This window comes from Fusibacter ferrireducens (assembly GCF_015352425.1).
GTDB lineage: Bacteria > Bacillota > Clostridia > Peptostreptococcales > Acidaminobacteraceae > Fusibacter_A > Fusibacter_A ferrireducens.
In genome coordinates this window covers 209,548-233,115 of sequence record NZ_JADKNH010000008.1, presented here as the reverse complement: position 1 = coordinate 233,115, position 23,568 = coordinate 209,548, and the positions used below count along the sequence as shown (strand labels likewise).

The window sequence follows — 23,568 nt, the reverse complement described above, 5'->3', positions numbered from 1 at the left end:
TCATAGAGCCTTTGGTTCGTCATGATGAAGCCAACAATGCTTTTAGTGCATGTACGAAAGCATCGCCATCGCCACTGTAGTGAAGCAAATGAATGCCTAATGTTTTGGCACGTGCAATAAGATGTACCTGATCCAGCTGCATTGTGGTGGCCAGAATTTTAATGGAGGAATCTTCAGCAAGTTCATCCGAATAGAGGGCAATTTCATTGAGCGCATGTTCACTAATACTTGTTGTGTCTTTACATGAAATGATAACAAGTCTATTTTCGGAAACGCCAACTACATCTAATTCGTTTTTCACAAGATTTTGTTTTGTATCCCAAGAGAAGAGCACACCTGTATTGAGATTTTCCAAAAGAGCATTTTCTTTAATCAAAGTGTAGATCATATGCTCAAACCACATTCCAAACTTCATGAAATATTCTTTAAAATGATGATGTGAAAAATGGATGATTATTTTAGCGGAAGTCCTTTTGATCTGAATGATATTTTCGCTGTAAAGAAAATCCAACCAGAGCTGAAAGGCCTTTTTATCAGCAGGTGCTGTAAGCTCCTTTTGAACCGATATAGAGTCGGATTCAGCAACTGACTTTGTCAAGGCAGGTGATCTCAGGATGGATTTAACGGAAGACCATACTTCATAGTGATCACTAATCCAAGTTAGGATGGTATTGTAACTCTTGTGGACGTAAAACTTCTTTTCATCATGAATAATCTGTGCGCCGATGCTTTCAAAAAAATCATCTAACTTAAGTGCCTCTGTGGGGATGTTTTCAATTTTTGAGCCCTGCATGTGCCAAAGGTCACCATCAGATTCAATGAAGTAAATATTATTTCGATTTTCTGAAAGTGCCTTGAAGAGCACTAAATCTTCAATTGCATCCATATTACTCAAAAGAAAGCCATCACAATCACGAATGCCCGACAGTAAATTATGAACAATATCCATATTTGAAAAATCAATAGTTTGTAACAACACCGTTGCATGACTTCTTTTCCGAATGGAATTGAGAAGAGCTTGGGGATCATAGTTCAGATCAATTTCAGAAGGTACAACTAAGATAACCTGTTCTGGCTTTATTGAGAAAATGCCCATGACTTCAAAAATAGGATGATGCGTGAGTTTCACATAAAGTGTTTTAATCATGAAGACCTCTTTCATTGAATTTAAATTATTGGAAAATGGAGAATACAAAATGGATAACGGACTGAATACCATACGAAATTCTAAAAGCTAATCCAGGAAAAAACCACGTGCACATGGCCCAAAGATTCCAAGCGATAAATAGGGTGCCCAAAACACCTAATCCGCTGGTACGTCTCATGCTACGGGTTCTACGAGGTTGTTTGTCTACAAGTCCTTCTTTTTCCAGCTCTTTCATTTTGCGTCTAAATTCTCTTTGTGTCTTGTTCAATTCTTGAGCCTCCTATTAATGTTCTAATCTCTAATACAATTATCGTATATTTTTAATGGAAAGCAAGTCCAATGAAAACTAAAGGTTCTGCTTACATATGCGTAGAATGTTCAGATTGCTTTTGATTTAAATAAGTTTTTATTTCTTTCAAATCATGTTCTATTGTACCAATTTTCTTTTGAGCTCTATCAAATTGAATGAAAAAACGGATGGCTAGAAAAATCAAAACTAAATATAAAATAAGCATCAAAGTAGGTAAAATCATAACAAAAAAGGGTGTGTGTATGGGCGGTATGCCAAAAGTATTCATTCTAAATCTCCTTTAAAATATGTAAGTTAGCAAGGGTAAAGTTGATGTGTAAACAGATAATGATCAAGAGCAGGTGCTCCGAAAAATAAGAGTAGAAATACGATGCCTAATATAAGGGTAGTGACTAAGGCACTTAAAATAAATTTTACCTTAGATTCAGATTCTTTAAAATCAATGATTAGAAGAATTAACAAAATAGGCACGCCGATTATTTCCAGCTTCAAGACCATTAAAGAAAGCGCAACTAGTGAATACACTCGGTTATGTTCAACAATATGGTTGTACAATTGAGTCGTAAGTCCTTTACCTCCTTCATCATAACTATTATACATTAAAGGGCGGATCGGAACATAAATGGGTACAAATTGTAATAAAAATGTATTACAATTTGCGCCCATTTGAATGCTCAAGTAAATTTTATGAAGAAAATAACGTCAGTTTTAGGTGTTTAAGGCGATTATTTGCCTACTTTCCCATCACCATCAGCATCCGTCATATATATATATAGCCAGTGGTCAGCATAAATAGGCATTTTATAACCTGCTGCTTGTGCTTCGGCAATTGAAACGATACCATTTTGATTGACATCTATTTTTTTAAGCTCTGCTTGTTCATCAAATGAATCTGTTTGTTGGGGATCATTGCTTTCAGAGTTAAGCAAACGGTTTGCTTCATCTGGATCTACATTTTTAAATTCATCTACAATTTTTCGACCTTTGAGTTGGTATTGAATCTTATATTGAGAAGGAATTTGTGTTGAATGATTGGGATAGGTAATCGAAGCGTAAAAATCAACGCATCCGTTTGCATCACGGATTGTCTTTTCCATATAGGCTTGATCACCATGTCGGTTTAATGTACTGTCTTGGGGTGTTATGTTATAGGCATTTGAAACACCGCCGAGACTATCGGCTATGACATGTCCCTGATCAAGGTATGGCCGTTCTGTACCTGGGACTCTTGCTTCATCACTGTAGTATCTCCCTGTGGAGAGTACGGCTTCAGTTCTGTCGTTTTGAAGAACGATTTGATTGGCATATACATAGACAAGCTGGCTGTACTCATTTGTAAATCCCCAGTATTGTCTGTCTCCAAATCCAATATCCACAGCAACATTGGGAAGTCTAGAGCCAGATTGATCACCGCCTTCCACTTCGACTATCTCGTAGGATTTGCCGTTGAATATGATGTTATCCGACATAATCTCTATTTGAACGGCATCATAATTACTGGGTGTTGCATTTGAAAAGATCAAGAAAGTATTTAAGTCAGTTGTATTGCTCAAAAATGTGATGATAAGGATGATAATAGTAGTGATTAAACTTGTCCAGCGGAGTGTTTTTTTCATATTTATATGGTCCTTTATGATTTGTTATTTTAAGTCTTTGCACACATTTCGTGTTTTTGTAGCATTAAAAAGTTTCTAGATATATTCTAGAAACTGGCGTTTTGATTTTATAAAAGGATAGAGCATCGTTAATTTGCCACAGAGTGAAATTCAGTTGAATTCAATAAATCTGGCCAATGATTTAAAAGTGACTAAGTCTTCCGTTGTGACGCTAGTGAGCTCCGAAGGAGTGCCTTTTACGACATAAACCGTACCAGAGATGACTTGATCGCCCAAAATAAGATTGGTTTCTTCATAATCCTCATCGGTTTTAGCGAGTAAATAGAGATCAGCACTTATACGCTGTTGGGTGTAATTGGTTTCAAATGTACGTTCTAAATCAGTGATACATTTGGCTTCAAATTCTATGATAGTAGGTGCAGAATAAGGTTTTTTTTCGATAATCTGGATCATTTGTGGAAACTCCTTTGTTGTGATTTGTTATTTGAATAAGTGACTTCTTATTGAATAGGACGTCAACTTTGCCTTTTGATGAGATTAGTATAAATTCTTTTAGTGGTCTGAGCTTAAATATCGAAATGGATTATCATTATACTAATCGCTTTTAAGTGTACACCATTTTCGGCATGTATGAAAGAGCAGGATGAATGAAGACATGAAATATAACATAGAGTTTATCTAACGCTTTTAGATTAAATTTTATTTTTCAAGTAGATTAAAAAAAATAAATTCCTCAAAATGTAAAATGAGTAATTATATTAAATAAAAATACTAAATAGGACGTCAATCGTTCCAAATAGGCCTAATCTATTGTAAACATTGAAGAACTAAGATACCATTTTTTTAGGGTATGAATGTTAATTTTAAAAAAAATATATATATTTACATATTAGAAATAAAATGGTATATTTGTATTGGCCGTATGTACATACATCTAATTATAATTTATAAGGAGAAACAGTTATGAAAAAGATACAGAAAAAAATATTATCATTAATTATGTCATTTACCTTAATGCTAACGGTTTTAAGTCCGTCTTTTGCAGATAGTAAGGAAATAAGACATGATAAGAATGGGGAAGTATATTCAGTGAATGTTGTAATAGATAACAGCAATGAAAAAGTCACCATTGTTGAATACAATGGGACTGTTTCAAAGTCAGTTCTCAATAAAAAAACAAATGTACTTTCTTTATATTCGTTAGGAAAAGGAAATACAACAAATAGCCTGAGAGGTCCTGCTTTATCTAAAATGACTGATAATTTGATTATTAGAGTTGATTTAAATGAACAAAGAAGTAATGATTCAGTAAGAAGTTATACAGTTTCGGATTCATACAATAGTAACTATTTTGCATATTCTTTTGCATATTCTGGTGCATATACTATGTTACAATTCAAGTTAACAATACCAGGTGAATCATTAACGACACCTTACATTAATTCGAGTAATAGGGCATATGGTGATGCCTTTGATTTTAAACGATGTGTTAAAAATGCGGATTCTTATTTAGAGCATACAATGGCAAGTTGTGGTGGCCTTAATCAACAGGTTGCTGCATGGGGTGCAGTGTCCGGATTGATTAATAGTCTTTCAGATGGTCATATTAATAGATATGAACTATTTGGATTGGTAGTTTCAGCTCTTGAAGCAATACCTGGAGCAGGTTCTTTTTTTAGTGCAGCCGAGATAACTAGCTATGGCTCTTTATCTGCGACAGAGTTATTTAATGCGAGAACTGAATTTCATAACGTTCAAAAATATATGAATTAATTTATTTTATGAAGTGTTTTTCAATAGTATTTTGAGAGGTTAATATGAATACAAATAAAAATGAAGAGCAAATAATTAAAAAATATGCTAAAATTCAGAAACTTAATTCTATTTGCATAGTGAGCAGTATAATAATATTGCCCTTTCTTGTTGTAGCAATATTATTAACAGAAGACAATATATTTTGGGGATTTATTTTTCAAAGACTCTTGATAATATTTATTGTATGTATGTTATTTTTTTATTATGTAATAAGAAGATGTCCGAATTGTCATCGATGGTTCAATCGGTATGTAATTAATCCAACGCATTGTCCATATTGCAAAGTCCGATTGAAATGATGGCTTAAACATATAGTTTGGTTTTTCATTTTTTCAATAATATACTTATGGGAAAAGGATATATTTGATATTTAGAGAATAATGAGTTCACAAAATACTTATAAACATGGGGCTGTCCGGAATGACAGCCCCTTTTACTTGATTTCAAATCATTAAAATTTACTAGAATTTATAACGGTAGTAAACTTCTTTATGCAAACAATTTGTTCTGAAGATCCAGTGTCTATGAATCCTAATTTTAGGGTATAAAAAAGCTCCTAGCGAATCGCTAGAAGCCCTTTATTTAAATGGAGCCGACTAAGAGATTTGAACTCTCGACCTACGCCTTACCATGGCGTTGCTCTACCTGCTGAGCTAAGACGGCACATCCTCATACATTATAAAAGATATTCACTATTTTGTAAAGTATAAAATGATGTATGCATTATTTATTATAAACATTCCATAAAATAAGATTTAAGATATGCTATCCAAATCACTCCCCGATGTGGAGTGAATTTCCTAATGCATCCTCAAAATATTGGTTTGCATGATCATAGATGCTAGGATCATCAAATACATTTAGAACATTATTTTTTTCATCAAAGAAAGCGAGCATTTCCTTGCATAAAGCAGCTGTAACAGGTGTCTCGGTATGATTTGCACCAGCTTGATAAAATGTCTTAAGCGACTCAGATACTCTATGTTCATCATCGAGCATATCATAAGAGGATGGCACAAGAAGTCTGTAGTAGCACATATTTAAAAGACTCGCCAAATTGATGCGGAGCTTTTCGTGGAGGTCTGGCGTGTTGGCAAATAATGTTTCATAGTAATAAGTTCTCTCGAAGAGTGTTTCAACAGAAACATTGAGTGTCTCCTCAGCAAAAAGAGGTTCCTGAATCTCAGTTACCAAGACATTAAGGTATTGATTTAGCGATTTAGAAGCGTATAGTCCATAGTGTTCTAATATATAAATATAATCTGGATAAGCATAAAATAAGCCCTCAGAGGACGTTAAGCCGTAGCCTTCCTTGTAAAGTGCGTAGAGATAATTCTGAACATCGGGATTCTTAATCTTTGCTGCAACGTCTTCTTTCTGACTGCCCATAAAAAGTGTTGAACCATAAGTTGTATACAGTGAACTTGCAACGCTGGCAAGTTCATTATAATAGAGTTCTGAATCGCCACCATAAAAAACCGTATCACGTTCAGAAGAGGATAAATCCAGCATCACAATCCAATCTTGTAACATTTGATTTGCAAGCTCCGAAGAAGCAGAGGACACATGAGTATCCACATAAATTGCAAGATCGGCTAAACTAGGGGATTTACTCATAAAAACGGCATAGGTCTCATCGTGGCTACTCGCGTCAGAAGCTTGAGCATCTATTTCAGAAGCGTCTGACGCACTGGATGCATCTGTTTTATTTGAGGTGTTGGATGCATTCGCAGAGACTGGCGTATTCTCGCTTGAAATTACACTTTTTCCGGTCTCAGAGGTATTAGAACAACCTGATAATATGAGAAGACTAGATAACATAAACAGACTCAATAGTATAACAAAATCAAACTTGCGCATAGAGCACCTCTCGTATTTGAAATTAACTGTAAAAACCTTCGCCAAGCACTTCGCGCACATTGGAAATCATCACAAAAGCATCTTTATCAATTTCTTTTATAAAACGTTTGAGTCGGATAAACTCTTTTTTACTCATAACAGAAGTGATAATTTCCTTATTGGACATCGTATAAGCACCTTTCGCCGTATATATTGTAGCACCTCTCTCAATAATTTCAACAATATATTTTTGAATTTGATCGGATTCTTTTGAAATGATGGAGACACTCACTTTTATGGAGAAGCCTTCAATGACATTGTCAATAATGACGCCGTTGAAAACGATACCTAAAAAGGCATAAATCCCTAAGTTGAGGCCAAAAGTCAATCCCGCTAAAATCACAACTACAAAATCGGCCATCAAAAGAGATTTGCCAATATCGAAGTGCATAAACTTATTCAGCACTTTTGCAATAATATCTGTACCACCAGTTGAAGCATTTTGATTAAAGACAATTCCCAAGCCAATGCCTTGTATCAAAATGCCAACAATAAGGTTGACGAGCAAGTCATCAGCCATTGGACCGGATAGTTTAAAGAAGGTATCGAAAATGTAGATAACACCAGTGAGCAGAAAACTAGCATAGATTGTCTTTGCACCAAATTGGGGACCTATGGCAATAAACCCCACTGCGAATAGGATAATATTTAGAAATAAAAGAATAACACCAATTGAAATACTTGGCATCAGGTGATTAATCACCATTGCAAGTCCAGTGATACCACCTGTGGCAAGATTGGCTGGTATAAGGAAAAAACAAATACCGATAGCAACAACAATCACACCCAGTGTGGTCATAAAATACTCTCTAATAAGACGCATGGCTTCCTCCATTTTAGTATTCTCATGATAGAATTTTTTAAGTTTATATAGAGACTATACCCATTATAGAGAGCCTTAAGTATAAAAGCAACACATGAAAAGCAAAACATAAAAAAGCAACACATGAAAAGTAACATACATATGCTTAAAGTATATATGATGCTTAGGGATATTCTCGGCAAAAGGAAATTACCAAAATTAGTTGGTTGTATTTGAAATGAAGGGTATAAATGAGACAAAGGGCATAAATGAGTTAAAGGTTATAAGTGAGAAAACGGTTGTAAAAGAAGAACTCGTTATGAAAAAGAAAAAGAGTAGAAAATAAGGTAGAAGTTAAAAGAGGAGGTTCGCATGAAAAAGTTACAACTGGAAAAAATCAAATTTGAAAAACTCAAATCATTTCTGGACCTTGTTGAAATTAGAACGAAAGCGGCAAGTGTTTTTCCTTTTTTTGTAGGGACACTATATGCGATCACGCGTTATCATATGTTTAATCTTGCAAATGCACTCTTGATGTTTTTTTCTCTATTGATGATTGATATGGCAACGACAACCGGCAATCACTATATGGATTATAAAAAAGCTGTTTTGAAAGAGGGCTTTCACTATGATGCGCACAATCCCATCTCTAAAGCGCTTTACACTGAAGAACATGCAAAAGCTGTTATTATTGCACTCGTTTCAGGAGCCACTTTTTTAGGTGTCATATTGGCTGTTCAAACAGATTGGATTGTCCTTTGGATTGGCATGTTTTCATTTTTAGTAGGCCTTCTATATTCTTTTGGTCCTGTTCCAATTTCTAGAACACCATTAGGCGAGGCCGTAAGTGGCTTTTTTATGGGCATTGTTATTGTGGGTTTATCCACATATATTCACATTGTACCGCTTGGCATTGTAACCTATAAGCTTACTCTAAATGAGGCCGTTATTTTTTTAAATTGGCGGGAGATCATAAATATTGTTGTAGTAGGGCTGCCGATGATGTTTTTAATTTCCAACATAATGCTTGCAAATAACACTTGTGATATGGCAGAGGATGAAATCAATAAGCGCATGACACTCCCTATATTAATAGGGGAACAGCAGGCGACAAAACTCTATCTTTGGGCAGTTTACGGTGCTTATGCATCAATTGTTCTGGGCATTATGATAGATGCATTGCCACCTATACAGGTAGCATCACTTGCAACATTTCCAGTTGTTAGAGCTAAGTCATGGGAGTTTGTGGAGCACCCTGTTAAATCAAATACTTTTATATTAGCGGTGAAGAATTTTGTGTTATTTTCGTCTATTTATATCTTGGGATTTTTACTCTATGCCGTTCAACAGATTTTATAGTGTACAAATTACACAAAAAAATTTGTAAAGACCTCCAATATCATTTTATTGGAGGTTTCGATATAATGAGGATAGTAAATAGACGTGCTGTAAATATGAGAAGATAAAGTTTTAATTGGAGGATAACATGGCTAACGTAACACTAAAGAGTATCAGAAAGACATATGAAAACGGTTTTCAGGCTGTAAAGGGCATTGATCTTGAAGTCGCAGATAAAGAATTTATGATCTTAGTAGGTCCGTCAGGATGTGGTAAGACGACAACTTTGAGAATGGTTGCTGGACTTGAGGAAATTACTGAAGGCGAGATGAGTATTGGCGATAGAATCGTTAACGATGTTGCACCAAAAGATAGAAATATTGCAATGGTATTTCAAAACTATGCTTTATATCCGCATATGACTGTTTATGACAACATGGCGTTTGGACTAAAGCTTCAAAAAACACCTAAAACAGAAATCAAAGAGCGTATTGAGAAAGCCGCTAAAATTTTAGGTATAGAAGCGCTTTTGGATCGTAAGCCAAAACAATTATCAGGTGGTCAGAGACAAAGGGTTGCTCTTGGTCGTGCCATTGTAAGAAAGCCAGAAGTATTTCTTATGGATGAGCCGCTTTCAAACTTAGATGCTAAATTAAGGGTTCAAATGAGAGCTGAGCTCATTAAATTGCATAAAGATCTTCAAACGACTTTTATCTATGTAACGCATGATCAAACAGAGGCCATGACAATGGGTACAAGAATCTGTGTTATGAACGAAGGGAATATTCAACAAGTTGCAGAACCAAAGACAATCTATAATCATCCAGCAAATATCTTTGTTGCCGGCTTTATTGGTGCACCTCAAATGAACTTTATGGATGGCAAACTCGTTGAAAAAGACGGTAAGGTGGTTGCAGAGATAGATGGTACTGAAATTGACCTTGCTTCTGATGCAGCTAAAATGGTAAAAACAAATGGCTATATTGGCAAGGATATTGTACTAGGCGTTAGACCAGAGGATATTAAAGTTGAAGCTTCTGGTAAAGGCCTCAAAGTTAGAGTTGAAGTTACTGAATTACTAGGCAGTGATTTAAATGTATACTTCACATACAAAGGCAAACAGTATATCGCTAAAGAAGATAGCAATGTAGATTTGGAATTCAACCAAGAAATATCAGTTTCGTTTGATTCTAATAAATTACATTTCTTTGACAAGGAAACTGAAAAGTCAATTTTATATTAAATTGCAATCAATGGTCAAAGAAACATTATTAAGCCCTCACACATATTATAGATACAAACCTTATAAAAAGGACAGACCTCAGTGGTTTGTCCTTTTTGCCTTGCCTAAAAGCTGTTACAAATGTTGATTAAAATGTCGTTGAAAAAGTAATGCTAACGATCTTCAAAGCGGTGTTTTGAATGATCTGGCCCTTAAAGTTCTTTGATAAAAGTCATTTCACAATAACGTTTAGGGCGTCCACGACCTTCACCTAATTTTTCTGTATAACATTTGGCACCGCCGTTTTCTTCAATGCGATTGATGATGCGATTGGCACTTCTCAAAGTAATTTTCAAGTAATCGGCAAGCTCAGATCCTGTGATTTTAGTAGTCCCTTTAAGTTTGGTTAAAGCGATGATCTTTTGTAAATTCATATGATTCACATGAAATTTATTAGAAAAATATTGAAGTTGATCACTGGGAATACTGTCCATACTCGTGAGAACCTCTGCACCAATTGGGCCTAAAAGTATATTTTCCTCATTGACAAAGTATAAATCAGACGAATTGCTTGAGTAATCGAGGGCCTTGTGGGCATTTACTTTGGCAGAGTAGACGTTTTTTCCTGTACCAATGCCGATGATAATATCCCCTTCATACTGATCCATAGGCGCTTTTAAAGTTGTTGAATCCGTAAAATTTTTTGTCAAAATTTCTAAGTCGCGATAGGAAGTAAATATTTCAATCTTCTCATAATTAATTTGAAATATAAAATCGTAACCGCTGATTTGTGCTAAATTCATAAAATAGTTATTCAGCTCACCGGTGATACTCTCCCTGCGTTCTGCAGATACATTGTGCACATTGATGACGATGGCCCCGGAGAACTGTGATTGAGAGCGCTTTAAGTGAAAACTGCTCACAATTTGCATCAAAAAGTTAAAAAGGTACTCTTTGGGTGGATACATATAGACATTTTTATAACCAAGGTCATCCAATATTTTTACGAGAGTACCAAACCGTGTAATAGATAAATCAATTTTGCCCTCTTCATGAAGTTTGATATGTTGTGCTAAGGTTATACTCACAAGTTCATCCATGTTGATGTTCTTATCGTCAATACTGTTAAAGTGTGGCCAATCTGAAGGCTTTAAAAAGGTCTTAAGCCCCAAATAATCATTGAAAGAACAAGCTGTATCAATAAAGATTCTCTTAAAATCGACTTGTCTATCGTTGAGTAATAAATGCAAGAATATGTCATTCAAGTTGCCTTCGAAATCATCTATAACATAACAAGGTTTCTCTGGAAAGCCTATTTTTTTTGTCAATGATTGATAAAATGTACTGCCACTGAAAATAAAACAATCCATTTCATTCACATGTGCCATATATAAGTGTTTAACTTCACTGTTATGATCGGCAATAAGCTGAGTGATATCGCAATAACTTTCAACATTTGGTAGGAGTTCGTTTAAAAAAGGCACAAAAGGCCTACTGAGTATAAAACCGATTTTTATTTTCACTAAATACCCCCCTTTTATAATATGATTGTAAGTGCTTTTGAGGGAACTCACAAGGTTTTTAAAGAATAAATCAAAAAAACTCATAAAGAGTCTTTAAATGTCTTAAAAACAATTGACAGATAATTTGACGAATGATATACTGCTGAAAACAAACGTCGAGAGACGTCTTTAAATGTCTTTATTAACTATAGGAAATATTTGAAAGTAGGCATGAAACAGTATAGGAGGTTTGACATGAGTTCTATTTTAGAATCTGCAAAAGCTTTACAAGAAGAGTTGTTACAACATCGTCAAAAGATTCATCAAAATCCTGAACTGGGTATGGCATTACCCAAAACATGCGAGTATGTTAAAAATCAACTTAAAGAGATGGGTGTGGATGTCACTGAATATGGAAATTCAGCATTTTCTGCACTTATAGGAGATCCGAGTAAAGGGAAAGTAGTTCTCTTAAGGGCGGATATGGATGCACTGCCGATCAAAGAAGAGACGGATGTTCCTTTTGCATCGACAAATGGCTGTATGCATGCATGTGGACATGATATCCATACAACCATGTTGCTTGGAGCTGCGAAAGTTTTAAAAATGCGTGAGAACGAGTTGAAGGGTGCCGTAAAATTAATGTTTCAACCTGGGGAAGAAACGCTTGAAGGGGCAAAATATATGGTTGCGCAAGGGGTGCTTGAAAATCCTAAAGTAGATGCAGCTATGATGATTCACGTGGTGACGGGAATACCTCTACCATCAGGTTACATCATAATACCAAATGCAGGCGCATCTAGTGCCGCTTCAGATACCTTTGAGATTGTGGTCAATGGTAAAGGTGGACATGGTGCAATGCCAGAGAGCTCTGTGGATCCACTTAACATTATTTCTCATATTCACTTGTCATTACAAGCGATCATAAGTCGAGAAATTCCAGCAGCGGAAAGTGCTGTGGTCACAGTAGGTGTGATGCAAGGTGGGACGACATTTAATGTCATTCCAGATACGGCCAGTATGAAAGGTACTGTTAGAACATTTGACGAGGATACAAGAATTTTTATAGAAAGAAGAATTGGTGAGATTGCAAGTGGCACAGCAGCATTATTTAGAGCTACTGCATCAACTGAATACGTTAAAGGCTGTCCTTCTGTGGTCAATGACGAAAGTTTAGTCCATCAGATGTATCAGACTATTGGCAACCAATTTGGAAAGGAGTTCATTGTTCCAATGGCATCGGCAATGCCAGGCGGTAAAATGATGGGCTCAGAAGATTTCTCTTTTGTAACACAAAAAGTGCCAAGCGTTATGATCGCACTTTCCATGGGAAATTCTGAAGAGGGGTATGCTTATCCAATGCATCATCCAAAGGCCAAATTTGATCAAAAAGATATTTATAAGGGTGCAGCGATTTATGCACAGTTTGCATTGGACTGCCTCAATCAAAAATAGAAAAATATAGGGGGAAATATGTCGACGATTTCGGAAAATAAGATGTTATACTTATTGGTTATTTTAGGGATATGTTATGTACTAGGGGTCGCTATTATATTCTTAAAAAAATCATGGGATAGAGCCAAAAATTTGGGTTTTACAAAGACAGATTTGTCAAATGTCATTAAAGCATCCGTTTCATTCAGCTTAGTACCATCTATCGCTATTGTGGTCGGATTTTTTAGTTTGGCAACGATGCTCGGTGTGCCTTGGCCGTGGTTTAGACTATCGGTGGTGGGTTCAGTAGGTTATGAAATCATGGCGGCAGACATGTCTCTTAAAGCGACAGGACATGAACTTGCAAATGCAACATCGATGGATTTTATACTCATTATGTATGTCATGAGTCTTTGCATACTAGGAGGGTTGATAGCTGCTATTCTATTTTCAAAGAAAATTCAGATGGGTACAATGACTATGAAACAAAAAGATTCTAGATGGGGCGCACTTGGCAATAGCACATTTATGTTGACCATTATTATTGTTTTCTTAGTACCAATGCTTATGGGAGGTGGCGTCAATCTCTTGACTTTTTTCACAAGTTTAGGCATTGCTGTGATTCTCTCAATGCTTGTGAAAAAATTTAAGATGCTTTGGCTTAATAATTTCATTTTAGCATTAAGTTTACTAGGGGCAATGATTTCGTCTGTATTGTGGACACAGTTACTGGGGTAGGAGGTAGAAATGAAAACAACTCAAGAATATTTAAATTCAATTCACAGATTTGGTCGTATTAGTGCATTAGGTGCCATTATGGTAATGATGGGCATTCCAGTTGCCATGAGTCTATATACAGGTTTGTTTCCGGGTGTAGGGACGATAATAAAAGCATCTATTGGTTTATTGGCAATTTTTGTACCAATAACGATAACAGAGGTGTTATCCTATACCCCTGTTTTGGGGTCGTCGATTTATCTGACTTTGATCACAGGTAATGTTATGAATCTTAAATTGCCTGTTGCCATGAATGCGGTCAAGGTGCTGAACGTTGAGCCGGGCACAGAAGAAAGTGATGTTATTTCTGCAATTTCCGTTGCAACTTCATCAATCGTGACGATAAGTGTTATGGCGCTTGGTGCAATGCTAATGGTGCCGTTAAAGCCTTTGCTTACCACAGAGGCAATGCAGACTGCAAGCCACTATATTTTGCCTTCGCTCTTTGGCGCATTTTCATTGAGTTTAATCAGTCCGCAACTTGGTGGAGGTATACTGGCAAAGGGGCGGTTAAAAGGTGGTGTTGTGACGTTGCTCTTGGTGATTGGTCTTTATCTTTTGTCACCAATGCTGGTGTCGCAATTGCAAGGCGTCATTATTCTAGTAGCGCTTCCAGTGACTTTTTTCACAACGAAGTACCTCTTCAAAAAAGGTAAAATTGAAGTGAAACTGCCTGAAGATCAACAATCGAGTAATTAATAGGCAGTAGATAACGATTTATTGATTGATAATTGATTATCTAAGTCACTGTGATTAGATTAAATCTTTTTTATAAAAAATTTCAAAAGAGAGTGGTGTCAGCTTAAAAATGACATCGCTTTCTTTTTTTGTTGGGGACATCGCTATAGTACAGGATTATAGAGAGGAAGCTGTTGTATTTTAAATTTAAAATTCCGCCAGATGAAATATCAACTATCGTATAAAGAAAGATGAGAATGCCTATTTTGAATATATTATGATAGAATATTCAAAAAAAAGATAATAAAGAGTCAAAAATAAAGCTGGTATATATTGCGGATTCTTAATGAATATGATAAACTGAACACGAAATACCACATAAAGAAATTTTAATTCCATCAGATGAAATTAAATTGAATTATTTTTAGACTCTTTTCTTGATTTTTAAAGTGTACTGTGATGGTTTAGGGTAAATCAAGTTTTATGCGAAATTTTTAAATAATTTCGTCATGCGAAATTTAGTTTTTAAATTGTAATACAGGCAAATGCATAAGTGGTGGAAGCATAAAGTAAATCTATGGAATACATCGATAAAATGAACCAATAAAATGTTATGTATCTATTTACTTAAAATAAAAAAATGGAGATGGCAGAATGGATAAAAAATTTTCGTTAGCGCACTTGACTGTGCTGGGATGTGCACCACCTGAGATGATTTATATTGCAGCAATGACGGGTTATGATTATGTTGGCATAAGGCCAATTTTCATGGGATTACCCAACGAACCCGATTATGACTTGTCGAAAAATAAGGCAATGTTTCGTGCAACAAAAAGGGCAATACTGGAGACTGGCGTAAAAGTCAACGATATAGAACTTGCAAAAATTTGTGAAGAGATGGATTTTGAAAAATATGAACGCTGTTTTGAAACCGCTGCAGAATTAGGTGCAAAACATGTTTTAAGCAGTATTTGGACACCCGATAAAGCTTTTTATATGGAGAGCTTTTCTAGAGTTTGTGAAATCGCTAGAAAATATGATTTGAGTGTAGAATTAGAATTCGTAACTTGGGCAAATGTCAAGAATCTATCTGAAGCACTTGAAGTGATTGAGACTGTAAAAGCTCCTAATTCAGGCATTATGGTGGATACGTTACACTTTAATCGATCTAGGGTTCAAATAGAAGCACTTAAAAAAGTACCAAAAGAATATTTTCATTTTTTACATCTTTGCGATGGACCTGCCGAAATCCCAACAACTAAAGAGGGACTCATCCATACGGGGAGAGATGAGCGCTTGTATGTTGGAGAAGGTGGCATCGACATTAAGAGCATCGTAGAAGCGATGCCAGAAGTACTTTATACACTTGAATTACCTCATATTGCTAGAGTCAGGGAACTGGGGTACGCAGAACATGCAAGGCGATGTCTGCAATCCGCGAAAGATTATTTAGGCTAATCATTGACTTTGATCAGTGTATGGCCTTGATAATAGGTACTAAAAAATAAGGTTTAGGGAGAAGGACTATGAAAAAAATAATGATTTTGGGGCTAATTTTTATTATGATTTTTGCAGCAGGTTGCTCGAAAAAGGCAGAAGAACCTGTAGCAGCAGCGAGCAATGAGCTGGTGGCTAACGCACAAGAAAAGACTCAAGCAGCTGATGATGCATTTCCTACAAAAAATATCAGTGGTATTGTTCAATGGGGTGCAGGCGGCGGCACAGATTCACTTATGAGACCGCTTGCAACATTGGCTGAAAAGCACATTGGACAGAGTATTGTTGTTGAAAATAAAACGGGTGGTACGGGTTCTATTGCAACTCAATATGTTCATGACGCTGCAGCAGATGGTTATACCTTGCTCATGGGGGCTGAAAACCCACAACTCTATACCATGCTTGATATTATCAACTTGACTTATAAAGATTTTGAACCTGTGATCATTATCGGTGATGAAACCGTGGGCATCACAGTGGGCAAGAATTCAAAATATGCAACACTTACTGAACTCATCGATGCAGCTAAAGCAAATCCTGGAACAATCACGTTGGCGACAACAGGGAAAGGCGGATTGCCGTGGTCTGTGGCTTCTTACATCACAGCAGTAACAGGAGCGACTTTCAATCAAGTGCCATATGACAGTGATGCTTCTGCACGTACAGCAGTTATTAGTGGCGAATGTGATCTTACAGTGGCTAAAATTCAATCGGGCTTAGAATCACATCTTTCTGGAGATTGGAAATATATTTCTCTATTTAGCAAGAATAAAATCGAAAAACTTGAAGAAGTGTCTTTAATCACTGATGATTATCCAGACTTTGATCAATTTTTACCTTGGGGCCCTTTTTACGGTGTATTTGTCAATGCGGGAACAGACCAAGCTGTAATAGACAAGTTATCTGAGAGCTTTATGGCTGCATTTGAAGATTCTTCATATCAAGAAATTTTAGCAAGCTTTAATATCAATCCATTGGGCATTAAAGGCGAAGAAGCTAAAACATATCTTAAAAACTGGCAATTAAATACTGCTGAAGCATTATACAAAAGCGGTTCTATAACCAAATCACCTGAAGAACTGGGCTTAAAATAAGGATTAGAGTGTTGAAAGTCAATTCCCTTTGCCTTATGTGCTACCGCATACTTCTCGTAAGCGATATTATAGGGGGAATGGTTGCTTAACTTTTGACTTTTGGAACGTTAACTCATAATTTTATTTCGAGAAAAGTTGCTTTAAAAGCAACTTTTCTCAGTTTGTATTTGAAAAGGAGTAAATTCGATGACTGATGATCAAAATCAATTACAAAATAAAGAGGTAGAGACTATTGAAGCCTCTAAAAACAAGCTTAAGCCAGGTGAAAATGGATTTAGCTTATTTTTACTAGCAGTTGGACTATTTTTTACTTACCATTCTCTTGTAATGTATTCTGAAACGCCAGGAGCTTCGTCTTATGCTGCTGTACCACTCTTTGTAAGTGTTCTTGTGGTTATTTTTTCCCTTGTAAATTTCATAACAGATTTTAAAAGATCCATCTATGATAAAGGCGTTTCTCTTATAGAGAAAATAAAGCAAGCAAGCCAATATATTTTTCCAAAAGATGTTCTCGTCATTTTTTCATTTATTCTTATTTATTGCTTCCTGTTAAATATGGGGCTGGGTTTTTACATTGTAACACCCATTTTTTTATGGGGTAGTATGTGTTATTTAATGATGAAAAAGTATTTACACAATGTGCTTTGGACAGCGTTGAGCTTAGCTTTTATATTTATCATGTTCTCAACTGTTTTTAAAGTCGTGTTGCCATAAGGAGGTTCATGTGAGTGTTTTACAGTATTTATTAGTGCCAATAATGGATATTCACTTGTTAATATTAGTGTCAATAGGCGTTTTATCAGGTATTTATATAGGTGCAATACCTGGCTTGTCTGGTACGATGGCAGTTTCCTTGCTCGTATCATTCACATTTGGATGGGAAACGAATCCAGCGATTGCATTGATGTTAGGCGTTTTTGTAGGGGTTGTCTATGGTGGGTCAAGGTCTGCTGTTTTGCTCAATATTCCTGGAGCGCCAGCGGCTGTGGCAACTGCACTGGATGGCTACCCAATGGCGTTAAAAGGAGAAGCGGGAAGGGCGATGGGGATTGCAACAAGCCAATCGGTCGTAGGGACCTTAATTGGAATTGTCGTTCTTGCATGTTTTGCACCCTTGGTTTCTAAGCTTGCCCTTAAGTTTACTTCAGTGGATTATTTACTGCTTGGTGTTATGGGAATGATGATGGTTGGCAGTATCGGCAGTAAATCTATATTTAGAGGCTTGACGACAGCAGCTATAGGTGTCTTGTTGGGGACTATTGGGATGGATTCCATGACCGCCGCACATCGATTTACATTTGGGGTAACCTATCTGCTACCAGGTGTTAATTATGTTGTTGCAATGATTGGGTTGTTCGGAATAGCAGAAGCTCTAGTTCAAATAACGACTAAAGATATCCAGCCAATTAAACAAAAAATCGATAAAATTGTACCATCTCTTGATGTCGTAAAAAAATATATGCCCCTTACGGTTAGATCCTCAATTGTGGGCGTTTTAGTAGGTGCTTTACCAGGTGCAGGTGGCGATATAGCGGCACTGCTGACTTATGATCAAGCGAAGAGAACGGTTAAGAATCCAGAAGTGCCTTTTGGAGAAGGTGCTGTTGAAGGATTAGTTGCACCAGAAGCGGCGAATAATGCGGCGATTGGTGGAGCGTTTATTCCAATGTTGACCTTAGGTATTCCAGGAGATGCTGTCACTGCAGTCATGATAGGTGCTTTGACCATACACGGTCTAAAACCAGGACCTAATATGATGACGGCTTCTCCAGATATGTTTTACCTGATCGTAAGCTGTCTGTTTATTGCAAGTATAGCATTGGTGTTTTTCGGCATGACGGGGATTAAAATTTTTACTAAAATAGTAGAGATTCCAAAGGGCATCTTATTGCCGATTATCATTATTTTATCTGTGGTAGGGTCCTATGCGATTAACAACAGTCTCTTCGATATGTTTTGGGCGATTGGATTCGGTGTCTTAGGATATTTCTTTAAACGTTATGATTACCCAGTTGCACCATGTGTCCTTGGCATTATTCTAACCAAATTACTAGAGGAAAACTACCGAAGAGGTATTTTGCTGAACAAGTCGGTTTCAGGACTTATCTTAAGCATTTTTCATAGCCCAATATCATTTAGTCTCTTTGCGCTAATTGTTGTGATGTTCGGCACACAGACTAAAACTTATAAAAAATGGAAAGCAGCACGTGATGCGAAGGCAGACGTAAAGGCAGTATAATAATTTGGAGGTATCATGAATAAGATTTATGACGTAAGAAGTGTAAAAATTGGAGCAGGAAAACCAAAGATCATTGTCCCAATTGTGGGAAAAACCCAAACGGAAATATTAGATAAAGCGGCACAAATGGATTTGAGCGGTATAGATTTCATAGAGTGGCGTGTTGATTTTTATGAAGATGTTTTTGACTTCGATAAAGTTGAGGCAGTTGCCGCTTCAATGAGAGGTCTTTTAGGTGAAACACCTATTATTTTCACGTTTAGAACTCTAAAAGAAGGTGGAGAAAAGGCCATAGATATGGAGGCCTACACTGAACTCAATCGAATAGTGGCGGCAAGTGGCTATGTGGATATTATTGACGTAGAGCTGTTCTCTGGTGACGATATCGTCAAGAACAATGTCCAGAATATTCATAGTGCTGGCAAATTGGTGATCATGTCAAATCATGATTTTCATAAAACCCCTTCTGAAGATGAACTCATTTTTAGAATGAAAAAAATGATTGAACTAGAGGGTGATATTCCTAAAATTGCTGTGATGCCAAATTCTATGGAAGATGTGTTGACACTTTTGAGTGCAACCTTAAAAATGTATAAACAGTATGCAGATCGTCCAATCGTGACGATGTCAATGTCGTCAATGGGTGTCATCAGTCGATTGGCTGGTTCCGCTTTCGGATCTGCCATGACTTTTGGCGCAGTTGGTCAAGTATCTGCACCGGGTCAGATTCCAGTGGAACAACTCAATCAAGTTTTGGAAATTTTGTTGAAGGCAATGTAGTATAAGGGATATAGATAATTTAGGGTTTCTATGCTATAATTCTTAAAAGGAGGTGACCATATGGATGATAAGAAAGGTCTTACAATTCGCTCAATCGACAGAGCATTAGAAATTTTAGATTGTTTTTTGGGCGATCAACATGAATTTACATTGAATGAAATTGCTGAAAAGGTTTCATTATCACCAAGCACCACCTATCGCTTGTTAAATACCATAGCTCAAAAGGATTATTTATCCAAAAATAGTAATAAGAAGTATTCTTTAGGGCCAAAGATGGCTATTTTAGGGTCACTTTGTTCTGAAATGAAATATGATCATCTCGTTGAAGCAGCAAAAATTTATATGGATCAGTTAAATAAAAAATATGATGAAAGCATCAGCTTGTATACAGTTGAAGGCGATAATATAATTTGCATAGAACGGTTTGAGACGACTAGAGCATTGAAACAAGCTATTGGGAAAGGTGATTGTTTGCCACTGGTTTCAGGTGCATCAGGGAAACTGCTCCTTGCTTATGAACCTATTAATCACCAGCGCAAACTTATAGGAGATGATCTCTTTTTGTGGTCGGCGATTGAAAAAATTCAGGCAGATGGTTTTGCTTTCTCAACTGGAGAGAAAGCAGAGGGGGTATCTTGCATTGCAACACCTGTGAGAAATAGCGAGGGAAAAGTTGTCGCATCGTTTACAATGACAGGATTGTTTACTAGATTTCAAGATGAAGAGCTAAAAGAAAAAATAGCAGATACATTGTTGATGGCACGTAGCGTATCAGAAGACTTAGGTTATAGAGCAGATTCTAAATAAGTACAGGTTATTTTATGGTTAAAATCCCACTCAGGAATGAGAGGGATTTTTTTTGCATTGAGGAAAGCCTATATTAAGGGAAGCGCTTTAACGGAGGGGATCCATTTTAAACATTCAGAGGATGTCTTTTAATGCTTGTATATAACTTCTAGGTTAATAGTATATAAAGAGATAGGTATTGGACGCTGAGTGTTTTTGCCGATATCATGAATTTATAAAGAATAATGAATGTGAGGTAAAATAATGCAAGCCAAAATAAAGCGTAGTTGTCTAAAGGGCATTATAAGAGTGCCGGGATCAAAGAGCCATACGATAAGAGCTGTTCTCATATCAACAATGGCAGAAGGCGTATCTACAATTCGAAATCCTTTAACCAGTGAAGATTGTTTGAGTGCGTTACGCGTTGCTAAGAGTTTTGGGGCAAAATGTGTTGTTAAAGAGGGTCAATGGGAAATTGAAGGTACATCGGGAAAATTAAAATTGCCAGATGATGTCGTAGATTGCGGCAATTCAGGGACAACCACATACATCGGCACAGCACTAGCAGGTACTATTGAAGGGACAACAATTATTACTGGTGATGAACAAATTAGGTCAAGGCCTATTAATAAATTATTGGAAGCATTGAATCAGTCAAAGGTTACCGCGTATACAACTCGGCCTGAAGTGGATGCACCGCCTGTTGTTATCCAAGGCAAAATGGAAGCGGGAACGATAACGATAGAAGGCAAAATATCGCCTCAGGTAACAGGGCTTTTACTGGCATCAACTTTAATAGAAGGCAAAACAACACTAAATGTAACGACACCAATGGAAACGCCCTATATCGATATGACTTTGGACTGGATGAAAAAATATGGAGTAGCAGTTGAAAAAAATAATGATTATTCTCAATATGATATATTTGGACCACAATCTTATAAAGCACAAGATCAGACTGTGGCAAGTGACTGGTCAGGCGTCTTGTTTCCCCTTGTGGCTTCAATTGTAACGGACTCGGAAGTTACTATTGAAGGGGTTGATTTTAATGATCTTCAGGGAGATAAAGAGATTGTTAACGTTTTGATCAAAATGGGTGCAGACATCACAAAAGATGTTGAAAAAGGCAATATTCACATTAGAGGTGGAAAACCTCTAATGGGTATTTCTATCGATTTGAGAAATACGCCAGACGCGTTACCTATACTATGCATTGCAGCAGCATGTGCTGAAGGTCAAACAGAATTTACTGGTCTTGAGGTCGTTAGACTGAAGGAGACTGACCGTGTTGCCGTTATGGAAGAAGAGCTGTTAAAAATGGGTGTAGAAGTTTTCAGTGAAGGCGAAAACCTAATTGTTATAGGTGGAAAGCCATTTAAGAGTGCAATTGTAGATAGCCATGATGATCATCGTGTTGCAATGGCGTTAATGGTGGCTGGCTTGACAATGTCAGAGCAATTAATAGTCAAGGATATAGAGTGTTCCAGTGTTTCATATCCTAATTTTATTCAAAGCATGAACAATCTAGGCGCAAGTTTTGAAATAATTGAATAATAGCCCCCTTCTTACCTTTACCTTCCCGTTGTTTGGCGGGAATATATATCGAACACATAGCAAAAACCATCGGTGGAACCGATGGTTTTTGTTATGTGGCTAAGTTTTTATAAAATTGAATGACGTGTTCTTTAAAGAGCTGAGTTGCATTGCTTTTGTCTACATTTTTCTGCCAAAGAAGATTAATTTTACGGCGACACTTTGGATTGGTAATGCGTACCGTATGATAATCAGATTGCTGGAATTTGCCCCATGTAAGCTGAGGGACTAGTGCAATGCCCATGCCATTTCTGACCAATTCTAAGATGGTGGGTGAGTCTGATGACTCTAAAATAATATTGGCTTTAAAGTTTTCAGTGGCACAGAGTTGGTCAGTGATGTGCCTAAGTGTTGTATATTTGGGCAAGCTGATAAAAGTCTCGTTTTTCAGCTCAGATAGATTAATATGTGTGTGTGCGCTTAACCAATGAGTTTTATTGCATAATATAATGAGTTCTTCATCGATGATGGTAACTTCATTATCTTGGAGAGGGTCTTCTGGATTGGGTGCATAAATTCTAAAATCACTTTTAATTTGTGTCTGTGAAAATTGCTTTTGGTTGATCAAAAAATGTATGTTAGGGTAACAATCGTTAAAAGATTGAATCAGCTTAGGTAAGAGATACATTGAAGCTTGAACGTAAAGCGTGATATTGCACTGAGTGGTTGTATTGAAGTCATGGAGTTCTTTTTTGGCATCACTAAGTGCATTTAAACAGATATTTACATGTTTTAAAAAGATGTGACCATTATCATTTAAATCAATATAACGGCCTTTGCGATCAAAGAGTTTTACACCGAGTTCGTTTTCTAAATTTTTAATCACTTTGCTCAAAGCAGGTTGCGAGACATGTAACTCATGCGAAACTTTTGTTAAATTTTGAACTTCAGCAATTTTCTTAAAATATTTTAATTGTAAAATTTCCATAGATTCCTCCTGCATTCCTCGATAATAAGTATATTATGAAAAAACAAGATTGTATACTAGTATCCTTAAAAGTTATTATTACTTATGGGTTATGTATCTATAAAACAGTAG

At 36.5% G+C, this 23,568-nt stretch carries 23 protein-coding genes and 1 tRNA gene; 13 read left to right on the top strand and 11 right to left on the bottom strand.

All coding sequences use genetic code 11. The features are described 5' to 3' along the window. Nucleotides 1–19 precede the first annotated feature (19 nt). From ISU02_RS14375 to ISU02_RS14350, 6 genes are all read right to left on the bottom strand, one after another. Nucleotides 20–1,147 (bottom strand): Card1-like endonuclease domain-containing protein, encoded by a 1,128-nt coding sequence (locus tag ISU02_RS14375; protein WP_194702536.1) that lies wholly within the window; start codon nt 1,145–1,147, stop codon nt 20–22. 25 nt (nt 1,148–1,172) lie between these two features. Continuing rightward, nucleotides 1,173–1,415, bottom strand: coding sequence for a hypothetical protein (locus ISU02_RS14370; RefSeq protein WP_194702535.1), 243 nt, complete (start codon nt 1,413–1,415; stop codon nt 1,173–1,175). 91 nt (nt 1,416–1,506) lie between these two features. Continuing rightward, nucleotides 1,507–1,725: a hypothetical protein gene (locus ISU02_RS14365; protein ID WP_194702534.1), complete on the bottom strand. Its 219-nt coding sequence runs from the start codon at nt 1,723–1,725 to the stop codon at nt 1,507–1,509. 26 nt (nt 1,726–1,751) lie between these two features. After that, on the bottom strand, nt 1,752–2,123 hold the full coding sequence (locus ISU02_RS14360; RefSeq protein WP_194702533.1) for a hypothetical protein: 372 nt from the start codon (nt 2,121–2,123) through the stop codon (nt 1,752–1,754). A gap of 59 nt (nt 2,124–2,182) precedes the next feature. Next, nucleotides 2,183–3,073, bottom strand: coding sequence for a DNA/RNA non-specific endonuclease (locus ISU02_RS14355; RefSeq protein ID WP_194702532.1), 891 nt, complete (start codon nt 3,071–3,073; stop codon nt 2,183–2,185). Between the two features lie 150 nt (nt 3,074–3,223). Next, entirely contained in the window at nt 3,224–3,526 is a 303-nt protein-coding gene (locus ISU02_RS14350; protein ID WP_194702531.1) for a hypothetical protein, read from the bottom strand. Between the two features lie 510 nt (nt 3,527–4,036). Between ISU02_RS14350 and ISU02_RS14345 the strand changes: the two genes are divergently transcribed. Continuing rightward, complete coding sequence (locus ISU02_RS14345; protein ID WP_194702530.1) at nt 4,037–4,846, top strand: hypothetical protein; 810 nt, start codon at nt 4,037–4,039, stop codon at nt 4,844–4,846. Nucleotides 4,847–5,475: 629 nt separating this feature from the next. On the opposite strand, the gene ISU02_RS14340 is transcribed toward ISU02_RS14345, so the two are convergent. The 3 genes from ISU02_RS14340 to ISU02_RS14330 all read right to left on the bottom strand — a co-directional run bounded on the left by ISU02_RS14340 (nt 5,476) and on the right by ISU02_RS14330 (nt 7,610). Then, nucleotides 5,476–5,551: transfer RNA gene (locus ISU02_RS14340), tRNA-Thr, on the bottom strand. 111 nt (nt 5,552–5,662) lie between these two features. After that, nucleotides 5,663–6,748: a hypothetical protein gene (locus ISU02_RS14335; RefSeq protein WP_194702529.1), complete on the bottom strand. Its 1,086-nt coding sequence runs from the start codon at nt 6,746–6,748 to the stop codon at nt 5,663–5,665. Nucleotides 6,749–6,770: 22 nt separating this feature from the next. Then, complete coding sequence (locus ISU02_RS14330; protein ID WP_194702528.1) at nt 6,771–7,610, bottom strand: YitT family protein; 840 nt, start codon at nt 7,608–7,610, stop codon at nt 6,771–6,773. Between the two features lie 351 nt (nt 7,611–7,961). Between ISU02_RS14330 and ISU02_RS14325 the strand changes: the two genes are divergently transcribed. Further along, a complete protein-coding gene (locus ISU02_RS14325; RefSeq protein ID WP_194702527.1) occupies nt 7,962–8,948 on the top strand; it encodes a 1,4-dihydroxy-2-naphthoate polyprenyltransferase in 987 nt (328 codons plus the stop codon). 127 nt (nt 8,949–9,075) lie between these two features. Continuing rightward, nucleotides 9,076–10,170, top strand: coding sequence for an ABC transporter ATP-binding protein (locus ISU02_RS14320; protein WP_194702526.1), 1,095 nt, complete (start codon nt 9,076–9,078; stop codon nt 10,168–10,170). A gap of 191 nt (nt 10,171–10,361) precedes the next feature. On the opposite strand, the gene ISU02_RS14315 is transcribed toward ISU02_RS14320, so the two are convergent. Beyond that, complete coding sequence (locus ISU02_RS14315) at nt 10,362–11,672, bottom strand: hypothetical protein (protein ID WP_194702525.1); 1,311 nt, start codon at nt 11,670–11,672, stop codon at nt 10,362–10,364. 234 nt (nt 11,673–11,906) lie between these two features. Here ISU02_RS14315 and ISU02_RS14310 point away from each other — a divergent pair, with 234 nt between their 5' ends. From ISU02_RS14310 to aroA, 10 genes are all read left to right on the top strand, one after another. Beyond that, complete coding sequence (locus ISU02_RS14310) at nt 11,907–13,106, top strand: M20 metallopeptidase family protein (protein ID WP_194702524.1); 1,200 nt, start codon at nt 11,907–11,909, stop codon at nt 13,104–13,106. A gap of 18 nt (nt 13,107–13,124) precedes the next feature. Then, nucleotides 13,125–13,823: a DUF5058 family protein gene (locus ISU02_RS14305; RefSeq protein WP_194702523.1), complete on the top strand. Its 699-nt coding sequence runs from the start codon at nt 13,125–13,127 to the stop codon at nt 13,821–13,823. A 9-nt stretch (nt 13,824–13,832) separates the two neighbouring features. Then, complete coding sequence (locus ISU02_RS14300; protein ID WP_194702522.1) at nt 13,833–14,561, top strand: hypothetical protein; 729 nt, start codon at nt 13,833–13,835, stop codon at nt 14,559–14,561. Nucleotides 14,562–15,194: 633 nt separating this feature from the next. After that, nucleotides 15,195–15,998: a sugar phosphate isomerase/epimerase family protein gene (locus tag ISU02_RS14295; protein ID WP_194702521.1), complete on the top strand. Its 804-nt coding sequence runs from the start codon at nt 15,195–15,197 to the stop codon at nt 15,996–15,998. A gap of 68 nt (nt 15,999–16,066) precedes the next feature. After that, complete coding sequence (locus ISU02_RS14290) at nt 16,067–17,131, top strand: Bug family tripartite tricarboxylate transporter substrate binding protein (protein ID WP_194702520.1); 1,065 nt, start codon at nt 16,067–16,069, stop codon at nt 17,129–17,131. Nucleotides 17,132–17,317: 186 nt separating this feature from the next. Continuing rightward, complete coding sequence (locus ISU02_RS14285; protein ID WP_194702519.1) at nt 17,318–17,845, top strand: tripartite tricarboxylate transporter TctB family protein; 528 nt, start codon at nt 17,318–17,320, stop codon at nt 17,843–17,845. Nucleotides 17,846–17,855: 10 nt separating this feature from the next. Next, nucleotides 17,856–19,370 (top strand): tripartite tricarboxylate transporter permease, encoded by a 1,515-nt coding sequence (locus tag ISU02_RS14280; protein WP_323985048.1) that lies wholly within the window; start codon nt 17,856–17,858, stop codon nt 19,368–19,370. A gap of 15 nt (nt 19,371–19,385) precedes the next feature. Then, the gene (aroD, locus tag ISU02_RS14275) at nt 19,386–20,150 is read left to right on the top strand and encodes a type I 3-dehydroquinate dehydratase (protein WP_194702518.1); all 765 of its coding nucleotides are present in this window, start codon (nt 19,386–19,388) and stop codon (nt 20,148–20,150) included. 60 nt (nt 20,151–20,210) lie between these two features. Beyond that, nucleotides 20,211–20,957: an IclR family transcriptional regulator gene (locus tag ISU02_RS14270; RefSeq protein ID WP_194702517.1), complete on the top strand. Its 747-nt coding sequence runs from the start codon at nt 20,211–20,213 to the stop codon at nt 20,955–20,957. A 243-nt stretch (nt 20,958–21,200) separates the two neighbouring features. Continuing rightward, nucleotides 21,201–22,490 carry a 3-phosphoshikimate 1-carboxyvinyltransferase gene (gene aroA / locus ISU02_RS14265; protein ID WP_194702516.1) on the top strand — a complete coding sequence of 430 codons (1,290 nt, stop codon included), beginning with the start codon at nt 21,201–21,203 and terminating at the stop codon, nt 22,488–22,490. Between the two features lie 91 nt (nt 22,491–22,581). Here aroA and ISU02_RS14260 read toward each other — a convergent pair whose 3' ends face one another. Further along, nucleotides 22,582–23,457, bottom strand: a complete 876-nt coding sequence (locus ISU02_RS14260; protein ID WP_194702515.1) for a LysR family transcriptional regulator — start codon at nt 23,455–23,457, stop codon at nt 22,582–22,584. Nucleotides 23,458–23,568 lie beyond the last annotated feature (111 nt).